Source organism: Desertivibrio insolitus (assembly GCF_017355965.1).
In the GTDB taxonomy this organism is placed as follows: Bacteria; Actinomycetota; Actinomycetes; order Actinomycetales; family Microbacteriaceae; genus JAFIQW01.
Map to the genome: position 1 here is coordinate 329,137 of NZ_JAFIQW010000003.1, position 19,120 is coordinate 348,256.

Below are 19,120 nucleotides of genomic sequence, written 5' to 3' on the forward strand. Positions count from 1 at the left end.
GCTGAACGGATGGACCTCCGCCTCGGCGCCTACGCCGTGATCGTCGACGACGGCCGCATCCTGCTCACGCATTGGGTCGGCGGCCGCGCCTGGACACTGCCCGGCGGCGGGGTGGAACCCGGCGAGAGTCCGGCGGATGCCGCGGAGCGCGAGGTCTTCGAGGAGACCGGGCACACCGTCGAGCTGCTCCGGGTGCTGGGCGTCGACAACTACGTCATCCCGGCCGAGCGGCGGATGTCGCGGGAGGGCGTGCCGCTCAACGCCGTGCGCGTCGTGTACGAGGGCGCCATCACCGGCGGCACCCTGACCAACGAGAAGAGCGGGAGCTCCGACGAGGCTCGATGGTTCCCCATCGAGGAGCTCGCGGAACTCCCGCTCCTGGATCTCGTGCGCGTAGGGCTCGCTCTGCTGGAGAAGCCCGGCGCCGTGCGGGTCTAGACCCCGGTGGCGCCCGAGCCCGAGGTGCCAGTGGTCGAGGAGTCGGCCGGCGTCACCGTGGTGGTGCCGTCCGTCGTCGTGCCGTCGGGGCTCGTCTCGAGCTCCTCGTCGGCGATCCACAGCTCGTCGTCGGCGCGCAGCGTCTGCCACACGGCGTAGGCGACACCCGCGACGGCGACCAGCAGGAAGCTGCCGAGGATGAACTTGCCGGGTCCGGCGGAGCCCGAGCCCTTCTTCTTGCTCTTCGCGACCTTGCCCGCCGCCTTGGCGGCCGCCTTCGCGACCTCCTTCTTGCCGGCGGCCTTGGCGACCTTGGCGGTCTGCGGCGCGACGTCGGCCTTCTTGGTCACGGTCTTGACCGCGGTGTCGACGCCCTTCTCGCCACCCTCCCTGACGGTGGTGATCGAGGCGAGTGCCGTCGCGATCGCGGCCGAGAGGGCCGGGGCGATGTCGGTGACGACCTTGTCGCGGGCGCCGCTCACGACGACCTTCCCCGACTCGACGGCCGGACGCACGCGGGTGTCGTAGGCACCGCGCGCAGCGGTCAGGCCCTCGTTGCGGGCGTAGTCGGTGCCGGACACCTTCGCGTCACGGGCCAGTTCACGGGCGCGCTCCAGCACGAGCTTCTGCTCGCTCCAGACGTTCTGCGCGCGACCCTGCAGCTTCTTCAGCTCCCGCTTGCGCTTGCGTGTCAGTTCCATGCGTGACAAACCTCCGTCAATCGATGCGGCGAAAACCCATACTGGCACGCAGGGTGCCGTCGCGATATGGAGTTGACTGAACACTCGCTGAGTGCACCGCCAGCCTCGCGGGAGCCCGCTGTGGAAGAATCCGGGCATGCCGCTTCACACCGCTGTCGCCACCATCCACACCAATAAGGGCGACATCAAGGTCAACCTGCTCGGGAACCACGCCCCCAAGACCGTCGAGAACTTCGTCGGCCTCGCCACCGGCGCGAAGGAGTGGACCCACCCGGGCACGGGCAAGACGTCCACCGAGCCGCTCTACGACGGCGTCATCTTCCACCGCATCATCAAGCAGTTCATGATCCAGGGCGGCGACCCGCTCGGTCAGGGCATCGGTGGTCCCGGCTACCAGTTCGACGACGAGATCCACCCGGAGCTCACCTTCGGCGAGCCCTACATCCTCGCCATGGCCAACGCGGGCAAGGTCGCGGGCCGCGGCACCAACGGTTCGCAGTTCTTCATCACGACGGTTCCGACGCCGTGGCTGCAGGGCAAGCACACCATCTTCGGCGTCGTCGCCGACGACGAGTCGCGCAAGGTCGTCGACGCGATCGAGGCCGTGCAGACCGACGGGCGCGACAAGCCCCTCGACGACGTGCGCATCGAGAGCATCGACGTGGAGCAGGTCTGACCTCCTCCGCCCCGATCCTTCGATGACACAGCCCGGGTACGACCCGAACGACTACTGCTACCGGCATCCGGACCGTCAGAGCTACATCCTCTGCCAGCGGTGCGGGCGCACGATCTGCCCCGAGTGCCAGACCGCTGCACCGGTGGGCTTCCAGTGCCCGGAGTGCATGCGTGAGGCCCGTCAGTCGGCGCCGCGCACGAAGCCGGCGGTCGTGACCCGGATGCGCCCGAGCCGGCTCCGCTCGAGCGACGGACCCGTGGTCACGTACGCCCTGATGGGCGTCTCGGTGTTCGTGTTCCTGCTGCAGTTCGTCATCCCCGACGGCTACCTCCGGGTCTACCCGGGGGTGGCCGCCTGGGTCGTGCCGTGGGGGATCGTGACGGCGATGTTCGCGCACGGTGGTTTCCTGCACCTGCTGACGAACATGCTGTCGCTGTACATCTTCGGCAGGGTGCTCGAACCCCTGCTCGGCCGGGGCAGGTTCCTGACGCTGTATCTGCTGTCGGGGCTCGCGGGCTCGGTCGCCTACATCCTCTTCGCGACGAGCTTCACCGGTGCGGTCGGGGCGTCGGGGGCGATCTTCGGCCTCTTCGGCGCGTACTTCGTCATCGCGCGGAGCACCGGTGCGAACGCGACGCCGATCATCGCGCTCATCGCGATCAACCTCGCGATCGGCTTCCTCGTGCCGGGGATCGCCTGGCAGGCCCACCTCGGTGGCGCCGCGGGCGGTGCACTGGTCGCGCTGATCATGGGCCGGGTGCGCCGACGCGACCAGCGCCGGCACCTGGGGCTCCTGCTCGGGGCGGTCGCCGGCGGCCTGCTGCTGCTCGCCCTGCTGCCGCTCGCGGCCCCGAACCTGTTCCCGCTCGGGCTGCTGCTGACCCAGGGCTGACCGGGCGCGCGAACGAGAAGAGGGGGCGGATGCTGCATGGCATCCGCCCCCTCTTAGTTATCCACAGGGTTACTCACACTGGGGAGAACTACACCTGTGTAATTCACCGCCAACGAGTGGTCATGAGGAAGCCGATCAGCAGGATGCCGAACCCGATCGCGATGTTCCACGAGCCAGCCTCGGCGATCGGGAACTGCCCGTTGGTGATGTAGAAGACGATGATCCAGAGCAGGCCGACGATCATGAAGCCGAACATCACCGGCTTGAACCACACGGGATTGGGAACGGGCTCGCCCGATCGGTCCTCGGAGGGGACGGGCTTGCTAGAGGGACGCGCCATGCCCGTGATTGTATCGTGACCATTCCTCCGCCTCGGGAGGCTCAGGCGGCCGCCTCTAGACTGCCCGCATGAACCGAGCGCGCCGCGGCCGCACCCGGATCTCCGTCGTCGGCGTGCTGGGGGAGCTGCTCATCACGGCGGGCGTCTTCGTGCTGCTCTTCCTCGGCTGGCAGCTGTGGTTCAACGACATCGTCGCGGGCGGCGAGCAGAGCGAGCGCGCACACACGTTGACGGAGGAGTGGCTCGCGGATGTCGCGCCCGTCGAGCCCGCCGCGGACTGGGGCGAGCCAGTGGTCGCGCCGGAGCCCACCGAGACCGCCACGACCTTCGCCACGCTCTACGTGCCGCGCTTCGGCGCGGACTACGCGAAGCCGATCGCGCAGGGCATCGGCACGCGGACGGTGCTGAACCCGATCGGCGTCGGCCACTACCCGGGCACGCAGATGCCGGGGGAGGTCGGCAACTTCGCGATCGCCGCGCACCGCACGACGTGGGGAGCGCCCTTCGCGGAGATCGCGTCCCTGCAGCTCGGCGACAGGATCTACGTCGCCACCGCCGACGGCATCTACACCTACGTCTACCGCGGTTCTGAGTACGTGCTGCCCACCGGCGTCGGCGTGATCGACCCGGTGCCGCAGCTCGAGGGTGTCGCCCCGAGCGACCGGCTGATCACCCTGACCAGCTGCAACCCGCGCTACTCAGCGGCGGAGCGCATCGTCGCGTACGGTGTGCTGGAGTCGTGGCAGCCGCTCGGCGCCGAACCGCCCGCCGAGATCGCCCACCTGCTGCCGGCCGTCGGAGGAGCCTGATGTACGCAGCCCTCTGGCGAGCCCTGCCCGGGCCGTGGGTCGTGCGTCTGCTGATCCTGCTCGTGCTGGCCGCGGCCGTGCTCTACGCCTGCGTGACATGGGTGTTCCCGTGGGTCGATACGCTCGTGAACACCCAGGAGGTGACGGTCGAACAATGAAGGTCCTCGTCGTCGACAACTACGACAGCTTCGTCTACACCCTGAACGGCTACCTGCAGCAGTTGGGTGCGGAGACCGACGTCGTGCGCAACGACGCCTTCGAGGCGGATGCCGCGGGCGACCGCCTCGCCGACTACGACGCCGTGCTGCTCAGCCCCGGCCCCGGTACTCCGGCCGCCGCGGGTGTCTCGATTCCCGTCGTGCACGCGGCCCTCGAGTCCGGTCAGCCCCTGCTCGGGGTCTGCCTCGGCCACCAGGCGATCGCGGAGGCGCTCGGTGCGACCGTCACGCACGCCGAGGAGCTCATGCACGGCAAGACCTCCCTCGTCGAGCACGACGGCAGCGACTTCTACGAGGCGGTGCCCCAGCCGTTCCATGCGACGCGCTACCACTCACTCGCCGTCGTGGACGGCACGGTGCCCGAGGACCTCGTCGTCACGTCGCGCACCGTGGGCGGCGTCATCATGGGGCTGCGTCACAAGAGTGCGCCCGTCTTCGGTGTGCAGTTCCACCCCGAGTCGGTGCTCACCCAGGGCGGCTACCAGATGCTCGGCAACTGGCTGGCATCCGCCGGCCTCACCGACGCCCGCGAGGCGTCGCGCGAGCTGTCGCCGCTGGTCGCGCTGGACTGACGCCGCCCCTTCTCGACGGACTTCGCTACTCGACCGACGGGTGGAGGGCGCCGGGCGGGCGCTAGCGGTCGGCGCAGTAGGTGAGCGTGATCTCGCTGCGCTGCGGCTGCGGTCCGGGTTCGAGCGACTGGGCCGTGACGATGTTGCCCGCGCAGCTCCAGTCGGGGTCGAGGCGCGGCGAGAACTGCAGCGCCACGAGCGCGGCCTGCGCCGCTGCGAGATCCTGGTCGACGTAGTTGCCGAGCTCGACCTGTCCGTTGCTGACCTGCAGCCGCACGACGTCGCCCCGGGTGGTGACGTTGTTGCCGGCAGGAGTCGACGTGATGACCGTGCCGGCGCCGACCGTCGGGGAGAAGGTCGGCTCGACCTCGTAGGCGAGACCCGCCGCGGTCAGGGCGTCGATCGCCTGCTGCTCACCGAGTCCAGCGACCGGCGGCACCGTGACGGGGTCGGACCCGAGGGACACATAGACGTTGACCGTCTGGCCCGTCTCGACGTTGACGCCGACACCGGGCTCGACGCGCACGACCTGGTTCTGCTCGACGGTGTCGCTCGGCTCGGTGCGGCGCTCGGGCGAGAGTCCGAGCTGCTCGAGTTCGGCGGCGGCCTCGTCGTAGCTCTGCCCGACGACGTCCGGTACGGCGACGGAGTTCGGTGCGAACGCGAGGTTCGGCGCCTGCAGGTTGATGAGCCAGATGCCGAGCGCGCCGACCATGACGATCGCGAACACGATGCCGAGCCAGATCCAGGCGGCGGGCGGGCGGGACTGCACCCGCCGCATCCGGTCGTCCGACTCGGCGCGGATCTGACGCACGGCGGCGTCGTCGCTGTTGAGCGCGGGGTTGACGCCGAACAGTGTCGACACCGTGTCGGTGCGCACCTTCTCGCGCTTGCGCGGCAGCTCGCCCGCGGCGGCGGCCTCGAGGTCCTGGCGGAACTCGCCGGCGGTCTGGAAGCGGTCGTCGCGGTCCTTCGCGAGCGCGTGCAGCACGACGGCGTCGTAGGCGGGGGAGATCCCCGAGCGGTGAGAGCTCGGCGGAGTCGGCGCCTCGCTGACGTGCTGATACGCGACGGCCACGGGGGTGTCGCCGCGGAACGGCGGGCGCCCCGCGAGCATCTCGTAGAGCACGACGCCCATCGAGTACAGGTCGGTGCGCACGTCGATGCTCTCGCCGCGCGCCTGCTCGGGGGAGAAGTACTGGGCGGTGCCGAGGATCGCGCTCGTCTGCGCGACGGTGGCGGCGGAGTCGGAGATGGCTCGGGCGATGCCGAAGTCCATGACCTTCACCTGGCCGGACTCGGTGACCATGATGTTGCCGGGCTTGATGTCGCGATGGATGACGCCGGCGCGGTGCGAGAACTCGAGCGCGGTCAGCACGCCCTTCGCGATCTCGGTCGCACGCTCGGGCGACAGTGCGCCGTCCTTGAGGATGTCCTTGAGCAGCCGGCCGTCGACGTACTCCATGACGATGAAGGGCTGCTGGCGCTCGTAGCCCTCGTCGTCGAGCACCGTGTCCTCGCCGGCGTCGTACACGCGCACGATTGTCGGGTGCGTCATCTTGGCCGCCGCCTGCGCCTCTTGCCGGAAGCGGGTGCGGAACGCGGGGTCGGTCGCGAGCTCCGGGCGCAGCAGCTTGACCGCGACGCGGCGACGCAGCCGGATGTCAGTGCCCTCGTGCACGTCCGACATGCCGCCCCGGCCGAGCAGACGGCCGACGCGGTAGCGTCCGGCGAGGGTGCGGACGTCCTCCGAAACGCTGTCGGTCGTCACTGTGCCCTCCCCCCGGTCAGCTCCGGTGCGCGAGTCTAACTGCTCCCTCTGACTGTCAGGATCTCACCCGCCGACGACGCCCTAAGGCGCCGTCGACGGCGAGGGGGACGGGGTCGAGCTGGGCGCGGGCGCCGGCGCGGGCTCCTCGGCCGGCTGCACCGGCGCGGAGAGCGTCGGCGAGCCGCCCGTGGTCTGTCCGTCGGAGCAGGTCACGGTGTAGCTCGCGCTGAACTCGCTCGCCTCGTCGTCCATCTGAACCTCGGCCGAGGTCGTGCCGGCCGGGAACGGCGTGTTCGACCCGGTGAAGAAACCGCCCGAGATCGAGACGTTGTACTGCGAGACGCTCGCGCCGCCCGTGCACTGGTTGTACGCCGACCAGCTGAGCCGGTAGCTCTCGCCGGCCTGCGGGTTGCCGCTGTTCAGGGTCGGAGCCGACGACGGGGCCGGCGGAGCGCCGACGTTGCCGTAGTAGAACACCGTCACGACGGTGCCCTCCTCGAGCTCACCACTGCCGGGGTCGGTCTCGTAGACGATCCCGACCTCGTCGGAGGAGGGAGCAGCGGCGTCCTCGACGGCGTCGAAGCCGAGCCCGAGGCCTTCGATGACCTCCTGCGCCTCGTCGGGCGAGAGCCCGATCACGTCGTCCGCGTTGAAGTCGACGGTCGCCGGAGCCGTGGCCGACGGTGTGGCGCTCGGCGTCTGCGACGGCGTCTGCGACGGTGTGGACGACGGCCTGCTCGTCTCGACCGGGTCGCCGGAGTTGAGGCCGTTGATCAGGGCGATGAGACCGCCGATGAGGATGATGGCGAGCAGCACGATGAGCGCGATGAGCGGCCACGTCCACTTCGACCGCTCGCGCTTCTCGTCCGTCTCCTCGGCGGGCACCGCGGCGACGGCGTTCGCGTCGGTGTCGAAGAGGCCCGCGCCGACGGTGGCGCCGGCCGCGCCGGCCGCACCTGCGCCCGCGGCGGGCATCAGTCGGGTGGCCTCCGCGTCGTCGTCGAGACGGCGGGTCGGCGTCAGCAGCTGCGTGAACGTCTCCTCGTTGCCGACGACGGCGGGCACGGCCGCGGCCGCGGCGGAGACGTCGCCGCGACGCAGGGCGGTGGCGGCGCTGGCGAAGGCGGCGGCCGTCGCGGGACGGGCGGCCGGGTCTTTCGCGAGCGACGACATCACGAGGTTGCGCACGTGCTGGTCGATCGTGACCGGCAGCTCCGGCGGCGTCTCGTTGATCTGCGCCATGGCGATCGCGACCTGCGACTCCCCGGTGAAGGGGCGGCGGCCGGCGAGGGCCTCGTAGGCGACGATGCCGAGCGAGTAGATGTCGGTGGACGGGGTCGCCGGGTGTCCGCTCGCCTGCTCGGGCGAGAGGTACTGCACGGTGCCCATGACCTGACCGGTCGCGGTCAGCGGCACCTGGTCGGCGATTCGAGCGATGCCGAAGTCGGTGATTTTGACACGGCCCTCGGGCGTGATGAGGAGGTTGCCCGGCTTGATGTCGCGGTGCACGAGGCCCGCGGCGTGAGCCGCCGACAGGGCGCTCGCGGTCTGCGCGACGATGTCGAGCACTCGGTCGGAGGAGAGCACGCGCTCGCGCTCGAGAATCGATGCGAGGGGCTCGCCGGGAACCAGCTCCATGACGAGGAAGGCGCTGCCCTCCTCCTCGCCGTAGTCGAAGACGTTCGCGATGCCCTCGTGGTTGACGAGCGCCGCGTGCCGGGCCTCGGCGCGGAAGCGCTCGAGGAAGCCCGGGTCGCCGAGGTACTCGTCCTTGAGGATCTTGATCGCGACGGTACGCCCGATCACGAGGTCGGTCGCCTGCCAGACCTCGCCCATGCCGCCGATCGCGACACGGGACGTCAACTGGTAACGCCCACCGAAGGTGAGGCCACTTGTGGGTCTCATTGGTTCAGCACCGCCTCCATCACCTGGCGCGCGATGGGCGCAGCCACCCTGTTTCCGGAACCGGACTGACCCAGTCCGCCCCCGTTCTCCACGACCACGGCGACAGCGACCTGCGGATCGTTCGCAGGCGCGAAACCGGTGAACCAGAGCGTGTACGGCTCGTCGTTCCCGTTCTCCGCGGTACCGGTCTTGCCGGCCACGTCGACGCCGCCAATTCTTGCATTGCTCGCCACGCCGTTCCCGACGCCCTCGACCATCATCCCGGTCATCGTCGACGCGGTCTGCTGGCTGATCGGCGTGCTGAAGCCCTCTGGCTGGTACTCCTCGACGGTCTCCAGGTCGGGGCCGATGATGCTCTCCAGGAGGGTCGGGCGCATGAGCTCGCCGCCGTTGGCGATCGCTGACGAGACCATGGCGATCTGCAGCGGGGTGGCGCGCACGTCGTACTGACCGAACGACGAGAGCGCGAGCTGCGCGTCATCCATCTCGTCCGGGTAGACGCTCGGCGTCGACGACATCGGCACGTCGACCGACTGCCCGAAGCCGAACTCCTCGGCGAGGCCGCGGATCCGGTCTTCACCGACCGCCAGCCCGATCTGGGCGAACGCCACGTTGCAGCTGAGCCGCAGGGCCGTCGCGATCGTCGCGTTCTCGGTGCCGCCGCAGGAGCCCTCTCCGGAGTTCGAGACCGTCGCGGTGCTGCCGGGCAGGGTGAACGTCGGCGGGTTGGGGAACTCGCTCTCGGGCGTGAGGCCGTTCTCGAGGGCGGCGGCGGTGACGACGAGCTTGAACACCGAGCCGGGCGGGTTGAGAGCACCGCCGATCGCGCGGTTCTGCAGCGGGTCGCCCTCGTCGGCCTCGAGCGCCTCGTACGTGTCGATGACCGCCTGCGTGTCGTGCGAGGCGAGCTGGTTCGGGTCGTAGGTCGGCTTCGACACCATGGCGAGGATGCGGCCGGTCGACGGCTCGATGGCAACGACGGCCCCCGTCTGGTCGCCGAGGGCGTCCCACGCCGCCTGCTGCACGGCGGGGTCGATGGTCAGCTCGACGGAGGCGCCCTGCGCCTCCTGGCCGGTGAGGATCGCGTTGAGCTGCTCGAGGAACTGTTCGTTCGCCGTGCCGCTGAGGAAGTCGTTCAGCTCGCTCTCGACGCCCGTCGTGCCCTGGTTGAGCGTGAAGTAGCCCGTGATGGGTGCGTAGAGCGGCCCGTTGGCGTACTCGCGCTGGTAGTTGTAGCGGTCCTCGACGGGCACGGACTGCGCGATCGGCTCGCCGTTCACGAGGATCGACCCGCGCTGGGTCGAGTAGCTGTCGTAGAGCACGCGCACGTTGCGGCCGTCGGACTGCAGCGTCTCGCGCTGGAAGACCGAGATCGTGGTCGTCGAGAGGAAGAGGGCGAGAAACATCGCCAGCACCGCGAAGCTGACGCGCTTGAGTTCCTTGTTCACGGGCCGACCACCAGCTTCGGTCCACTCCTGATCGTGTCGGACAGTCTGAGCAGCAGCGCCACGATGATCCAGTTGGCGACGAGCGACGAGCCGCCGGCCGCGAGGAACGGGGTCGTGAGGCCGGTCAGCGGGATGACGCGGGTGACGCCGCCGATGACGATGAAGATCTGGAACGCGACGACGAACGCGAGACCGACGCCGAGCAGCTTGCCGAAGTCGTCGCCACCGGCGAAACCGATGCGGAAACCGCGGCTGACGAAGAGCAGGTACAGGGCGAGGATCGCGAACAATCCCGCGAGCCCGAGCTCCTCGCCGAGCGACGCGACGATGTAGTCGCTCTCGGCGAGCGGCACGAGGTTCGGGCGGCCCTCGCCGAGGCCGGTGCCGATGAGGCCGCCGTGGGCCATGCCGAAGAGGCCCTGCACGAGCTGGTAGCTGCCGCCCTGCTGCTCGTAGAACTCAGGGCGGAACGGGTCGAGCCACGCGTTGAAGCGACCCTCGACGTAGCTGAGGGTCTGGCTCGCGACGAGACCGCCGACAACGAACAGGCCGACGCCGAGGATGACCCAGCTCTCACGACCGGTCGCGACGTAGATCATGCAGAGGAACAGGCCGAAATACAGCAGCGAGGTTCCGAGGTCGCGCTGGAAGACGAGCACGACCATGGCGACGAGCCAGATGACGATGATGGGGCCGAGGTCGCGCACCCGCGGGAACTGCAGGAACAGGAACTTCTTGCCGACGAGCGCGAGCGAGTCCCTCGCGCTCACCAGGTAACCGGCGAAGAAGACCGCGAGGGCGATCTTCGCGATCTCCCCGGGCTGGAAGCTGAACGGGCCGAGGCCGATCCAGACGCGGGCGCCGTTCACCTCGCGGCCGATGCCCGGGAGCATGGGGAGCAGGAGCAGCGCGATCGCGACGAACATCGCGATGAAGCGGTACCGGGCGAGCACGCGGTGGTTGCGCAGGAACGCGACGACGAGCACGGCGACCGTGATCGCGAGCGCCGTCCACACCATCTGGCGCACCGAGGCCGCCCCCCAGCCCTGGTCGTTCCGGGCGAGGTCGAGCCGGTAGATCATCGCGATGCCGAGCCCGTTGAGCACCGTCGCGATGGGCAGCAGGAACGGGTCCGCGTTCGGCGCCGTGATGCGCAGCACGATGTGGAAGATCAGCACGAGCAGCCCGAGGCCGCCGGCGAGGCTCAGCACCTGCGGGTCGAGCGCGTCGAGCGCGCCGAGCTGCACGAGCGCGACGGCACCCGCGACGATGCCGCAGGCGAGCACGAGCAGCGCGAGCTCGAGGTTGCGGAAGCGCGCCGGGGTGCGCAGCCGCAGCTTGATCGTCTCGGTGAAGGTCGTCGTCGTGGGCGGCTCGTTCACCGCCGTCTGGCTAGCCTGCGACATCCGCCAACCTCTCCACGATCGCCCGCGCATCCGCGAGGTCGTCGGCGTTGATGGTGGCCTCGATGCGCTCGCGGCTGAACGTCGACAGGTCGTCGACGTCGATCTCGGTCTCCTCGTAGACGCTCGACAGCGGGATCGGGCCGATGCCCTGCTGCACGCCCTGGAAGATCGCCACGTGGCCGTCGTGCTCGCCGACGTAGAAGCGGGTCTGCGTCCACTGGATGAAGAACGTCACCGCGAGCGCGACGCCCGCGAGCACCAGCGCGATGCCGACGAGCCACGTGATGCGGCGGCGCAGCGCGCGGCGACGGTCCTCGGCGATGAGCTCGTCGAGGTACTCGTCCGACTCGGGTTCGAAGTGCGAGTCGGGCTGCGCGGCCTTGAGCGGATGCAGCAGCAGCGTCGGCAGCCGCAGCGGGCGCCGCCCGTGGTCGCCCTCGAAGGTGAGCGGCGTCGCGGCGGAGCCGACGGTGACGGGAGGGTCGGTCGCGGAGTCATCCGACTCGTCGACGTTGACGACGACGACCGTGACGTTGTCGGGAGCGCCGTTGTCGAGGCTCTCCTTGACGAGCAGGTCGCTCGCCTCGGCGGCATCCGGGGTCGACTCGAGCACGCGGGCAATGCGATCGTCGCTCACGTAGCTCGAGAGGCCGTCGGAGCAGATGAGCCAGCGGTCGCCGGGCACCGTGCCGAAGATGTCGGTGTCGATCTCGGGGGCGGCGTCGACATCGCCGAGCACGCGCATGAGCACGCTGCGGCGCGGGTGCACCGCGGCCTCCTCGGCCGTGATGCGGCCGGAGTCGACGAGGCGCTGCACGAAGGTGTGGTCGTTGGTGATCTGGCTGAGCTCGCCCTCGCGGAAGAGGTAGATGCGCGAGTCGCCGATGTGCGCGATCGCCACCTCGCGTCCCACGCGCAGCAGTGCGCTGACCGTGGTGCCCATGCCGCCGAGCTCCTGGTGCTCGAAGACGGTCTCGGCGAGGAGCTGGTTGGCCGCGATGATCGCCGACTGCAGCGCGAACTCCGCGTCCTGCGCCGAGGGGTACTCGCGGTCGGTCTCGGCGATGCGCTGCACCGCGATCGCACTGGCGACGTCGCCACCGGCGTGCCCGCCCATGCCGTCAGCCACGACGAACAGGTGACGCCCGGCGTAGCCGGAGTCCTGGTTGTTCGCGCGGATCTTGCCGACGTTCGAGACGGCAGCGCTCTTGGCGTTCGCCACGCGCTACCTCCGCAACTCGAAGGTCGTCGTGCCGATCTTGACCGGGGTGTTGAGCGGGACCGGCGTGGGCAGCGTCACCCGGCGACCGTCGAGGAAGGTGCCGTTCGTGGAGTCGAGGTCCTGGATGGCCCACTCGTTCTTCCACAGCATGAGCCGGGCGTGGTGCGTCGAGGTGTAGTCGTCACGGATGACGAGGTCGCTCTCGCTCGAGCGGCCGATCGTCAGCGGCTCGTTGCCGAGGGGGATCTCGACGCCCTCCCGGGCGCCCGAGGTTATGACGAGGCGCGTGGCGCGCTGCGAGCCCGGCTGGCTCGGCGGCGGCGTCTGCCGTCCGACGATCTCGGTCGGGGCCGACTGCGGCGGCGGCATCGGGGGAGCGGCCGCCGGAGCGGGGAACGGGGCGGATGCCGCGACCTGCTGCTGCTCGGCGGGCAGGCGACGCACCCGCTGCCCGAACAGGTCGGTGCGCAGGGCGTAGACCACGCCGAACACGAACAGCCACAGCACGGCGAGGAAGGCCAGCTGCAGCACCAGCAGAGTCAGTTCGCTCGTCAACGCGCGGCCCTCCCGGCATCCGTCGCCTTGGGCAGCACGCGGAAGACCACCCGTGTGCGGCCGATGTCGATGACGGAGTCGGGCTCGAGCGGTGACGCCTTGACCGGACGCCCGTTGAGCTTCGACCCGTTCGTCGACCCCAGGTCGTGCACCTCGGCGCGACGGCCGTCCCAGCGGATCTCGACGTGCTTGCGCGAGATGCCGGAGTCGTCGACTGTGATGTCCGCCTCGCTCCCGCGGCCGATGACCGTGCGGGAGTGCGTGATGGGGTAACGCTTGCCGTTGATGTCGAGCACCGGCGTCCACGATACGTGGCCCTTGACGCTCTCCGACTCGATCTGCAGGATGCCGTCGCTCAGGCTGTCGTCACGCTCGAGGCCGATGCGCACCGGGCCGGCGAAGGAGTAATGCTGCGTCGTGGCGTGCTGCTGCACGAGCTGCGTCAGTTCGTCGGTGAGCCCGCCGACCTGCGACATCCGGTCGAAGTCGTTCGGAGCGAGGAAGACGCGGAACGTGTTGGGGGCGAGGATGCGGTCGCGGCTGACCATCGTCGCCTTCGTGTCGACCTCGCGCTTGAGCGCCGCCGTGATCTCGAGGGGCTGCACTCCGCTGCGGAAGGTCTTGGCGAAAGCGCCGTTGACGGCGCGCTCAAGCCCTCGCTCGAAGTTGTCCAGCAGCCCCAACTGTTCGTTCCTCTCGGCCCGGCGGTCTGAAGGAATGCTAGAGGACCAGCCCTGGGGGAACCGGCATGAGGCGAGCGGGCGTCACTTCGGCGCGGCGCGATCGTGCTACCCTCTCGGAGGTTGGCGCGAGTGGCGGAATAGGCAGACGCGCACGGTTCAGGTCCGTGTGCCCGGAAGGGCGTGGGGGTTCAACTCCCCCCTCGCGCACCAAGAGCAGTTCAGTAATTGAGCTGGCACTGTTGAGCTTTTGACTCAGCAAAAGGCCCGGACGGTCGAAATGACGGTCCGGGCCTTCTTCGTTCCCGGTCGCGGCGATCTTGGCGCTCGCGGTGCAGACTCTGGGGACCCGGCGCTCGGGGTTAAACAGCAATCGCCCCTGCTTCTGGGCAGGGGCAATCGGACTGTGTTCGTTGATCTGGGATGGATATTTAGCTCGTCAGCTGCGTGACGTGTTCCGCGCGTCAGGCGGGCGGTGGCGGCGCGTTGGTTGCCAGCTTGAGGTTGACCCGGTTCTTGGTCCCCAAGCCCAGCTCGTGGTGAGCGCGGTTCATCGGCGTGACCTTGTCGCCAACAGCCTGCGCGCTGCGCATGGTGCGGAAGGCGATGATCTTCCGGATGTTCGCGGCCGCGACGATAAGTGCTGCGGCAAGGTAGGCGAAGGTGTTGCCCCGACTACGCCGCTTCGCGGAGTTCTCGAGGTCCTCCTTGGTGCTGTCCTTCATATGCGAGTAGCTGCTCTCCACGGTGTTGCGGAGGCCGTACCAGCGCTGCCACTTGTCGCTCTTGTGGACGTACTTCTGGCTGTACTTGGCACCGACTTCACTCGGAATCACGATCGTTCGTGCGGAGGCGTTCGCTTTGATTTCGCCGGTGATCTCGTCGTAGGCGATGACGCTGTTGGGATCTGGGTAGCTGAACTGCTGGCTACCGTTGGGTCGAACGCGGCCCTTTCTGAGGAGCCGGTACTGCTCTCGTTCGCGGAGCTGGTTCACGAGCAGCTTCTCGGCTGCGGCGGTCGCGGCGGGTGAGGAGAATCGAGTGTTCTCGAAGACCTTGCGGGCATTGACGAGTGTCTTCGGCATTGTTGCGAGGTACCACTGCCCCTCGACGAGGATGACGTCCTTGAACTGCTCCTTGCGACCGAGTTGATCTTTCCCGTAGTCGAAGACCGTAGTGAAACCTGCGTGGTTGAGCGGGAGCTGTAGCTCCTCGGCCTTGGCGCCGGGAAGGTATGCGCGGTCGCCCAGGATGTGTCCGGGGTTGTAGCCACGGGCGAGGTAAGAATCAATCATGCGCTTCGCTGCACCACGGATCATGCCCGGCTTGTGGCACCCGATGGCGAGCGTGAGCAGCGGGAACTCGGCGTCGGCGTCGGGGGTATTGCGCACCATGGTCATGGTCTCTAGCTCGAGTCCCCACTTCAGCTTCTCGCGGCGTTTCTCGCCGTCGCCGTCGTGGTTGCCTTCGCGGCGATACCAGCCGGCGTCGTAGTTGACCGACTTTCGCGGCTTCGATGTTTCTGAGGAGCTGGGGTTGCCTTCTCGGCCGTGCATAGCGATGAAGCTCGCGTCGATGGCCGTGTTTCCGACGAAACGCGCGCGCAGGGCTTTCGGCAGCGTCTCAACCGACCCCTGGACGATGGCATTCATCAGCAGGTCGGCGCGGACGGCTTTCTTCGCGCAGTCTTCGACGTCGCGCGCAGCAAGCACCTTCTCGTAGGCACCTTCGTCCTTGAGGATGTTGTAACGCGGCCCGGGGAACGCGTCGACGAGTCTCATGAGGCGGTTCACCGCTCGGTGGAGTCGGTGGTACCAGTCGGTCTGCTGCCCGTCGCCCCGGTTCAGTCCGATGAGTCGGCACTGCTCGTCGGTGAGCCGATGCGCGATGGTGTCGGACATCACGGTGTAGAGAATGCCGTCACCGCTTCTGACGTGCATGAGCATGAGGGTGAGCGCGGTGGCGGGCGCGATGGCGGGCTTGCGCCCTCTCGACTGTCCGCCGTCCTCGACTCGCCACTGCTCGAGCAGGGCGGCAGCGCCGGAGAGGCGAATAGTCTCTGCTGCTTGCCTGACCAGAGTGTTGTCGAAGGGACGGCCGGGCATCGAGCCAAAGGCATTGCGGTAGGGAGCGAAGATTGAGTTCGCCCAGTCCTCTTCCGCGGCCCACTTGCTGGCGGTCATCGCGTTGCCTCGAGTCGCAGGAGGGCGCGGTACTCGCGGGAGTTCAGCTCGGGGACGTAGGCGAGGTAGCGGGCGAGATTCTCGAACTTCTCGACGCCGGCGGCCTGCATCAGCGCTTTCATCGGGGTGCCAGCCGCGAGGTGCGTGACGATCCAGGTCGCGCGGAGGCTGTCGCTTCGCGGCTTGAGGACGCCGTCAGATTTGGCGACGAAGGTCGAGAACATGTTCCGGTGACTGCTTCGCGCCTCTCGGCCGAAGACCAGCTCATCGTCGGCGACGTCCTTCAGGGCATGACGTGCCCAGGGCTCCCATTCGGCAAGGAGTGGGACGACACGAGTGTTTCCTTCCCGAACGGTGATTAGACATCCGGCTTCGTCGAAGGTGACGTCGCCGCCCCTGAGTTCAGCGACCTCGATCGCTCTCAGCCCCGCACCTGCGCACAGGGCGAGCATCAACATGGCCCGCCGCTCGCGGAGATCGGTGCTTTGGCCTCGAGCCCAGAGCTTGAGCTCGCTCAGTTCGTCGACGCTGTACGGGGCGACGCTTGATCGTCCGTTGAGCGGCTTCATCGCTTTGACGTTGTGCTCCGGCAGGAGGATCTCCGCGACACGGAGGAGGACGGCGCGATAGTTGCGAAGGGTGCCTTGCGCCAATTCGCCCGGGTTGGCAGTGAGGTAGCTCTGGATGAGCGGGCGCTGAAAAAGAAGCTTTGCCAGAAGAGGACGACCCGCGACGTTGAACGAGTAGTCGACGTAGAGGGTCACGATCATCGCGACTCGCTGAGAGGTGTAAGCCGTCTGCGGAGCGGCAATCGTCACGCAGTCTCGAACGAACTCTGCGATGGGCTCCCACCGGTCAGCAGGGATGCGTGGAGTGAAGTGAGTCACTGCAGCCGCCGCTTCAAGCGAGCATCCGGCCGCGAGGAGACGTCGGGTCTTTTTGCGGAGCTGTCCGAGCTCCAAGGCGATCTCGGAGCGACGGGCGACCGCTGCGTGAGAGTCGCCATAGACCATCCGGGTGGCGCGGGGGGCGAGCTTCGCTCGGCGGCGCGACGCTGAGGCAGGGGACGCCAGTAGTGCGATCTGTACACGCGTGGGGGCCCGGTGCTGAGTTTGAGTTGGCGGCGCGACGTGCAGTGCACGACGGAGCGCGGAGGGGGTTGAGATGTCCATACGAACCCCGTGTGCGGCCGGTTCGCAGTCGGCTGGCGCAGAAGTGACGTGTACTGTCTTCCTCGCACACTCGCCTGCTCTTCATTGACACCAAATGTCAGTGAAGGCGTATATCCCGCTTTTCGCCTCGCTTGAGGAGAGGTCGTCCGATGCCTACGCAGCCGTTGCCGGGGGGCTTCGCGTTCGAGCCCCGCAAGCTCGTCGCGAACCCTCTCGCCTTCGGGAAGACCTCTCGCCTGTTGCCGCCGAGCCCCGCCGTCTCGGACCCCGAGGGGGATCCTCGCTACGCGGCGGCGATGCTGCAGCACCGAGTCGTCAACCTCGTGCGCGAGCAATTGGCGGAGACGGGGCACACGCTGGCCTCGTATATCGCGCTGGAGCCAGAACCCGTGCGGGGCCTCAACTACTCGCGGCTGGTGCGAATACAGCGCGGAGAGACGATGATGCAGTTGACCGACCTGATGCATTGGATGGCCACATTCCCTGCCATCGCACCAGCCGTTGCCGCCGTCGTCAGCGCTCGAGGAGGAGTGCGGAGCTAGGTCGGTACACGCAGCGCCGTGCGGGCCTGAACGTCATTGCGAGGTTGAGGCGACCGAACACCGGCCGGCGAAGGACCAGCCGGGCACAGCGCCAGTCACCGGGCCGCGACGTCGTCTCAACGATGTAGTCGAAGCCCTTCCTCGCCGCGTCGGTTATTACCATTACCGAATCTTGCTCCTCCTCCCCGCAAAAGAGAAGGAGGAGATGCGCCACTCGCGGCGACCGTACCCTTGGGGCATGGCGAACCGGGCTCGAGAGTTGCCCTTCCAGGTTGCGCCGGGCTGGCCAGACACACCGAGCCCGGACCCCGTAGCTGAGGTCGCCCGCCGGCTGGTGCTTAACATGACCGCCGCTATCGGCGATCGGAGCGTCCGATCGGTCGCGGCCGAAGCGGGCCTGAGTCACGTCACGCTACTCAAGGTGATCGGCGGTCGTTCCTGGCCCGACCTTGTCACCGTCGCGCGCCTTGAGAAGGTGCTCGGACCGTTGTGGCCCGGTACTCCGTAGCTCCTCCTAGCGCTTCGCCCTTGCCGGTAACTATAATTACCGCATGCTCAAGCGTGACCCGCGCTCCGTACTTTGGACGGACCTCGACTTAACGTCACGCGCGCGCGTCCTAGTCGCGTTCCTCCGCCGAGTCGAGGAGGTGTTGGACTCCGACCTCGAGTGGTTGCTCTATCGCTTCGGCAGCGTGGAAGCGCTCGCCGAGTACGTCCAAGCCGCCTGGCCTGAGCGCATCGACGACCCACCGGCGGGCCTTGTGTACACGATTGAACAAGTCGCGATCCGGCAGGAGGTGCAGCCTTCGACCATCCGCCGGCGAATCCAACGCGGCAAGCTTCTCGCCTTTCAACACGAGCGACGGTGGGTGATGCCAGCCGCGCAGTTCGACGACCGAACGTGGCCGAGCGAGTACTACCCCCTCGTGCGTGCCGAGGCGGGCATGGATGGCGCGCCGCCCCTCGAGCTAGCGCTCTGGCTGAATCGAGTCGACCCTCGGACAGGGATCCGACCCGCTGACCGAATCGCGCAGCTTGAGCGGGAGAACCTCAGCACCCGCATGCCGCTGAGCTGGGAGTTCCGCATTGTTCATCCGCCTTGGGGCGAGGACACCCCTGAGTGGATGGCGGAACGCAAGGCGCTGAAGCTTGCGCGCAACCTTCGGCAGGCGATGGAAGGGCGGACTTGGTACGAGTTGGAGCGGGAGGCGCAGCTGCCGCTCGGCACGGTACTTGGCGTGTGGGCGCTTAGCCCGAAGATCGACCTAACTGTCGTCGCCAAGCTCGAACGTGTCCTGAACAGGCGCCTCTGGCCAACCGACGAGGAGATCGCGCTCGACAGGTCTGACCAGGACGCGGATAGGGAGGACGAGGGTGCATGACAGACACCTGTGCATCGGTACCGTGACCGGCGTCTTCGTCGGCCTGATCGCCGGTCTGGCGGTTCGCTCCGGGCGCATCCAAGCCGAACAAGCCGAGCGGACCGGTAGGCCGATGCGGGTGCCGTCCGAGCGCGTCCGCACCCTCGCCGCACAGGTTCGCGCAGAGGCGGATAATCGTGCCAAGGTCGCGACACCCGCCTGGATCCTT

Annotated in this window: 19 protein-coding genes and 1 tRNA gene; 9 read left to right on the forward strand and 11 right to left on the reverse strand. The window is 68.3% G+C overall.

Going from position 1 to position 19,120, the window contains the following annotated elements:
* The first annotated feature begins 9 nt into the window (after window positions 1-9).
* Entirely contained in the window at window positions 10-438 is a 429-nt protein-coding gene (locus JUB10_RS08295) for an NUDIX hydrolase (protein WP_207455403.1), read from the forward strand.
* On the opposite strand, the gene JUB10_RS08300 is transcribed toward JUB10_RS08295, so the two are convergent.
* The gene (locus JUB10_RS08300) at window positions 435-1,139 is read right to left on the reverse strand and encodes a hypothetical protein (RefSeq protein WP_207455405.1); all 705 of its coding nucleotides are present in this window, start codon (window positions 1,137-1,139) and stop codon (window positions 435-437) included. The genes JUB10_RS08295 and JUB10_RS08300 overlap by 4 nt on opposite strands.
* 136 nt (window positions 1,140-1,275) lie before the next feature.
* On the opposite strand from JUB10_RS08300, the gene JUB10_RS08305 reads away from it, so the two are divergent.
* Complete coding sequence (locus tag JUB10_RS08305) at window positions 1,276-1,815, forward strand: peptidylprolyl isomerase (protein WP_207455413.1); 540 nt, start codon at window positions 1,276-1,278, stop codon at window positions 1,813-1,815.
* A 22-nt stretch (window positions 1,816-1,837) separates the two neighbouring features.
* The gene (locus tag JUB10_RS08310) at window positions 1,838-2,707 is read left to right on the forward strand and encodes a rhomboid family intramembrane serine protease (protein ID WP_207455422.1); all 870 of its coding nucleotides are present in this window, start codon (window positions 1,838-1,840) and stop codon (window positions 2,705-2,707) included.
* A gap of 103 nt (window positions 2,708-2,810) precedes the next feature.
* Here JUB10_RS08310 and JUB10_RS08315 read toward each other — a convergent pair whose 3' ends face one another.
* Window positions 2,811-3,047 carry a cell division protein CrgA gene (locus JUB10_RS08315; protein WP_207455424.1) on the reverse strand — a complete coding sequence of 79 codons (237 nt, stop codon included), beginning with the start codon at window positions 3,045-3,047 and terminating at the stop codon, window positions 2,811-2,813.
* A 68-nt stretch (window positions 3,048-3,115) separates the two neighbouring features.
* On the opposite strand from JUB10_RS08315, the gene JUB10_RS08320 reads away from it, so the two are divergent.
* The 3 genes from JUB10_RS08320 to JUB10_RS08330 are packed head-to-tail and all read left to right on the forward strand — an operon-like array spanning window position 3,116 to window position 4,646.
* A complete protein-coding gene (locus JUB10_RS08320; protein WP_207455426.1) occupies window positions 3,116-3,856 on the forward strand; it encodes a class E sortase in 741 nt (246 codons plus the stop codon).
* The gene (locus JUB10_RS08325) at window positions 3,856-4,014 is read left to right on the forward strand and encodes a hypothetical protein (RefSeq protein WP_207455428.1); all 159 of its coding nucleotides are present in this window, start codon (window positions 3,856-3,858) and stop codon (window positions 4,012-4,014) included. The genes JUB10_RS08320 and JUB10_RS08325 overlap by 1 nt, the downstream gene beginning before the upstream one ends.
* The gene (locus tag JUB10_RS08330; protein ID WP_207455431.1) at window positions 4,011-4,646 is read left to right on the forward strand and encodes an anthranilate synthase component II; all 636 of its coding nucleotides are present in this window, start codon (window positions 4,011-4,013) and stop codon (window positions 4,644-4,646) included. The genes JUB10_RS08325 and JUB10_RS08330 overlap by 4 nt, the downstream gene beginning before the upstream one ends.
* Before the next feature lie 61 nt (window positions 4,647-4,707).
* Here the strand turns inward: JUB10_RS08330 and pknB are convergent, their stop codons facing one another.
* The 7 genes from pknB to JUB10_RS08365 all read right to left on the reverse strand — a co-directional run bounded on the left by pknB (window position 4,708) and on the right by JUB10_RS08365 (window position 13,636).
* Window positions 4,708-6,417, reverse strand: a complete 1,710-nt coding sequence (pknB, locus tag JUB10_RS08335; protein WP_207455440.1) for a Stk1 family PASTA domain-containing Ser/Thr kinase — start codon at window positions 6,415-6,417, stop codon at window positions 4,708-4,710.
* A gap of 81 nt (window positions 6,418-6,498) precedes the next feature.
* The gene (locus JUB10_RS08340) at window positions 6,499-8,322 is read right to left on the reverse strand and encodes a protein kinase domain-containing protein (RefSeq protein ID WP_207455442.1); all 1,824 of its coding nucleotides are present in this window, start codon (window positions 8,320-8,322) and stop codon (window positions 6,499-6,501) included.
* Entirely contained in the window at window positions 8,319-9,770 is a 1,452-nt protein-coding gene (locus JUB10_RS08345; protein ID WP_207455444.1) for a peptidoglycan D,D-transpeptidase FtsI family protein, read from the reverse strand. Before JUB10_RS08345 ends, JUB10_RS08340 begins: the two co-directional genes overlap by 4 nt.
* Window positions 9,767-11,176: an FtsW/RodA/SpoVE family cell cycle protein gene (locus JUB10_RS08350; RefSeq protein ID WP_207455446.1), complete on the reverse strand. Its 1,410-nt coding sequence runs from the start codon at window positions 11,174-11,176 to the stop codon at window positions 9,767-9,769. The genes JUB10_RS08345 and JUB10_RS08350 overlap by 4 nt, the downstream gene beginning before the upstream one ends.
* Window positions 11,163-12,398: a Stp1/IreP family PP2C-type Ser/Thr phosphatase gene (locus JUB10_RS08355; protein ID WP_207455448.1), complete on the reverse strand. Its 1,236-nt coding sequence runs from the start codon at window positions 12,396-12,398 to the stop codon at window positions 11,163-11,165. Before JUB10_RS08355 ends, JUB10_RS08350 begins: the two co-directional genes overlap by 14 nt.
* A gap of 3 nt (window positions 12,399-12,401) precedes the next feature.
* Window positions 12,402-12,953: an FHA domain-containing protein FhaB/FipA gene (locus tag JUB10_RS08360; protein WP_207455450.1), complete on the reverse strand. Its 552-nt coding sequence runs from the start codon at window positions 12,951-12,953 to the stop codon at window positions 12,402-12,404.
* Window positions 12,950-13,636 (reverse strand): FhaA domain-containing protein, encoded by a 687-nt coding sequence (locus JUB10_RS08365; protein ID WP_207455451.1) that lies wholly within the window; start codon window positions 13,634-13,636, stop codon window positions 12,950-12,952. The genes JUB10_RS08360 and JUB10_RS08365 overlap by 4 nt, the downstream gene beginning before the upstream one ends.
* Before the next feature lie 123 nt (window positions 13,637-13,759).
* On the opposite strand from JUB10_RS08365, the gene JUB10_RS08370 reads away from it, so the two are divergent.
* Window positions 13,760-13,846: transfer RNA gene (locus JUB10_RS08370), tRNA-Leu, on the forward strand.
* A 251-nt stretch (window positions 13,847-14,097) separates the two neighbouring features.
* On the opposite strand, the gene JUB10_RS08375 is transcribed toward JUB10_RS08370, so the two are convergent.
* Both JUB10_RS08375 and JUB10_RS08380 read right to left on the reverse strand, forming a co-directional pair.
* Window positions 14,098-15,816 (reverse strand): hypothetical protein, encoded by a 1,719-nt coding sequence (locus JUB10_RS08375; RefSeq protein ID WP_207455453.1) that lies wholly within the window; start codon window positions 15,814-15,816, stop codon window positions 14,098-14,100.
* A complete protein-coding gene (locus JUB10_RS08380) occupies window positions 15,813-16,586 on the reverse strand; it encodes a tyrosine-type recombinase/integrase (RefSeq protein WP_207455459.1) in 774 nt (257 codons plus the stop codon). The genes JUB10_RS08375 and JUB10_RS08380 overlap by 4 nt, the downstream gene beginning before the upstream one ends.
* A gap of 551 nt (window positions 16,587-17,137) precedes the next feature.
* Here JUB10_RS08380 and JUB10_RS08385 point away from each other — a divergent pair.
* Window positions 17,138-17,530 carry a hypothetical protein gene (locus JUB10_RS08385; protein WP_207455461.1) on the forward strand — a complete coding sequence of 131 codons (393 nt, stop codon included), beginning with the start codon at window positions 17,138-17,140 and terminating at the stop codon, window positions 17,528-17,530.
* A gap of 551 nt (window positions 17,531-18,081) precedes the next feature.
* A complete protein-coding gene (locus tag JUB10_RS08390) occupies window positions 18,082-18,912 on the forward strand; it encodes a hypothetical protein (protein WP_207455463.1) in 831 nt (276 codons plus the stop codon).
* The last annotated feature ends 208 nt before the right edge of the window (window positions 18,913-19,120 follow it).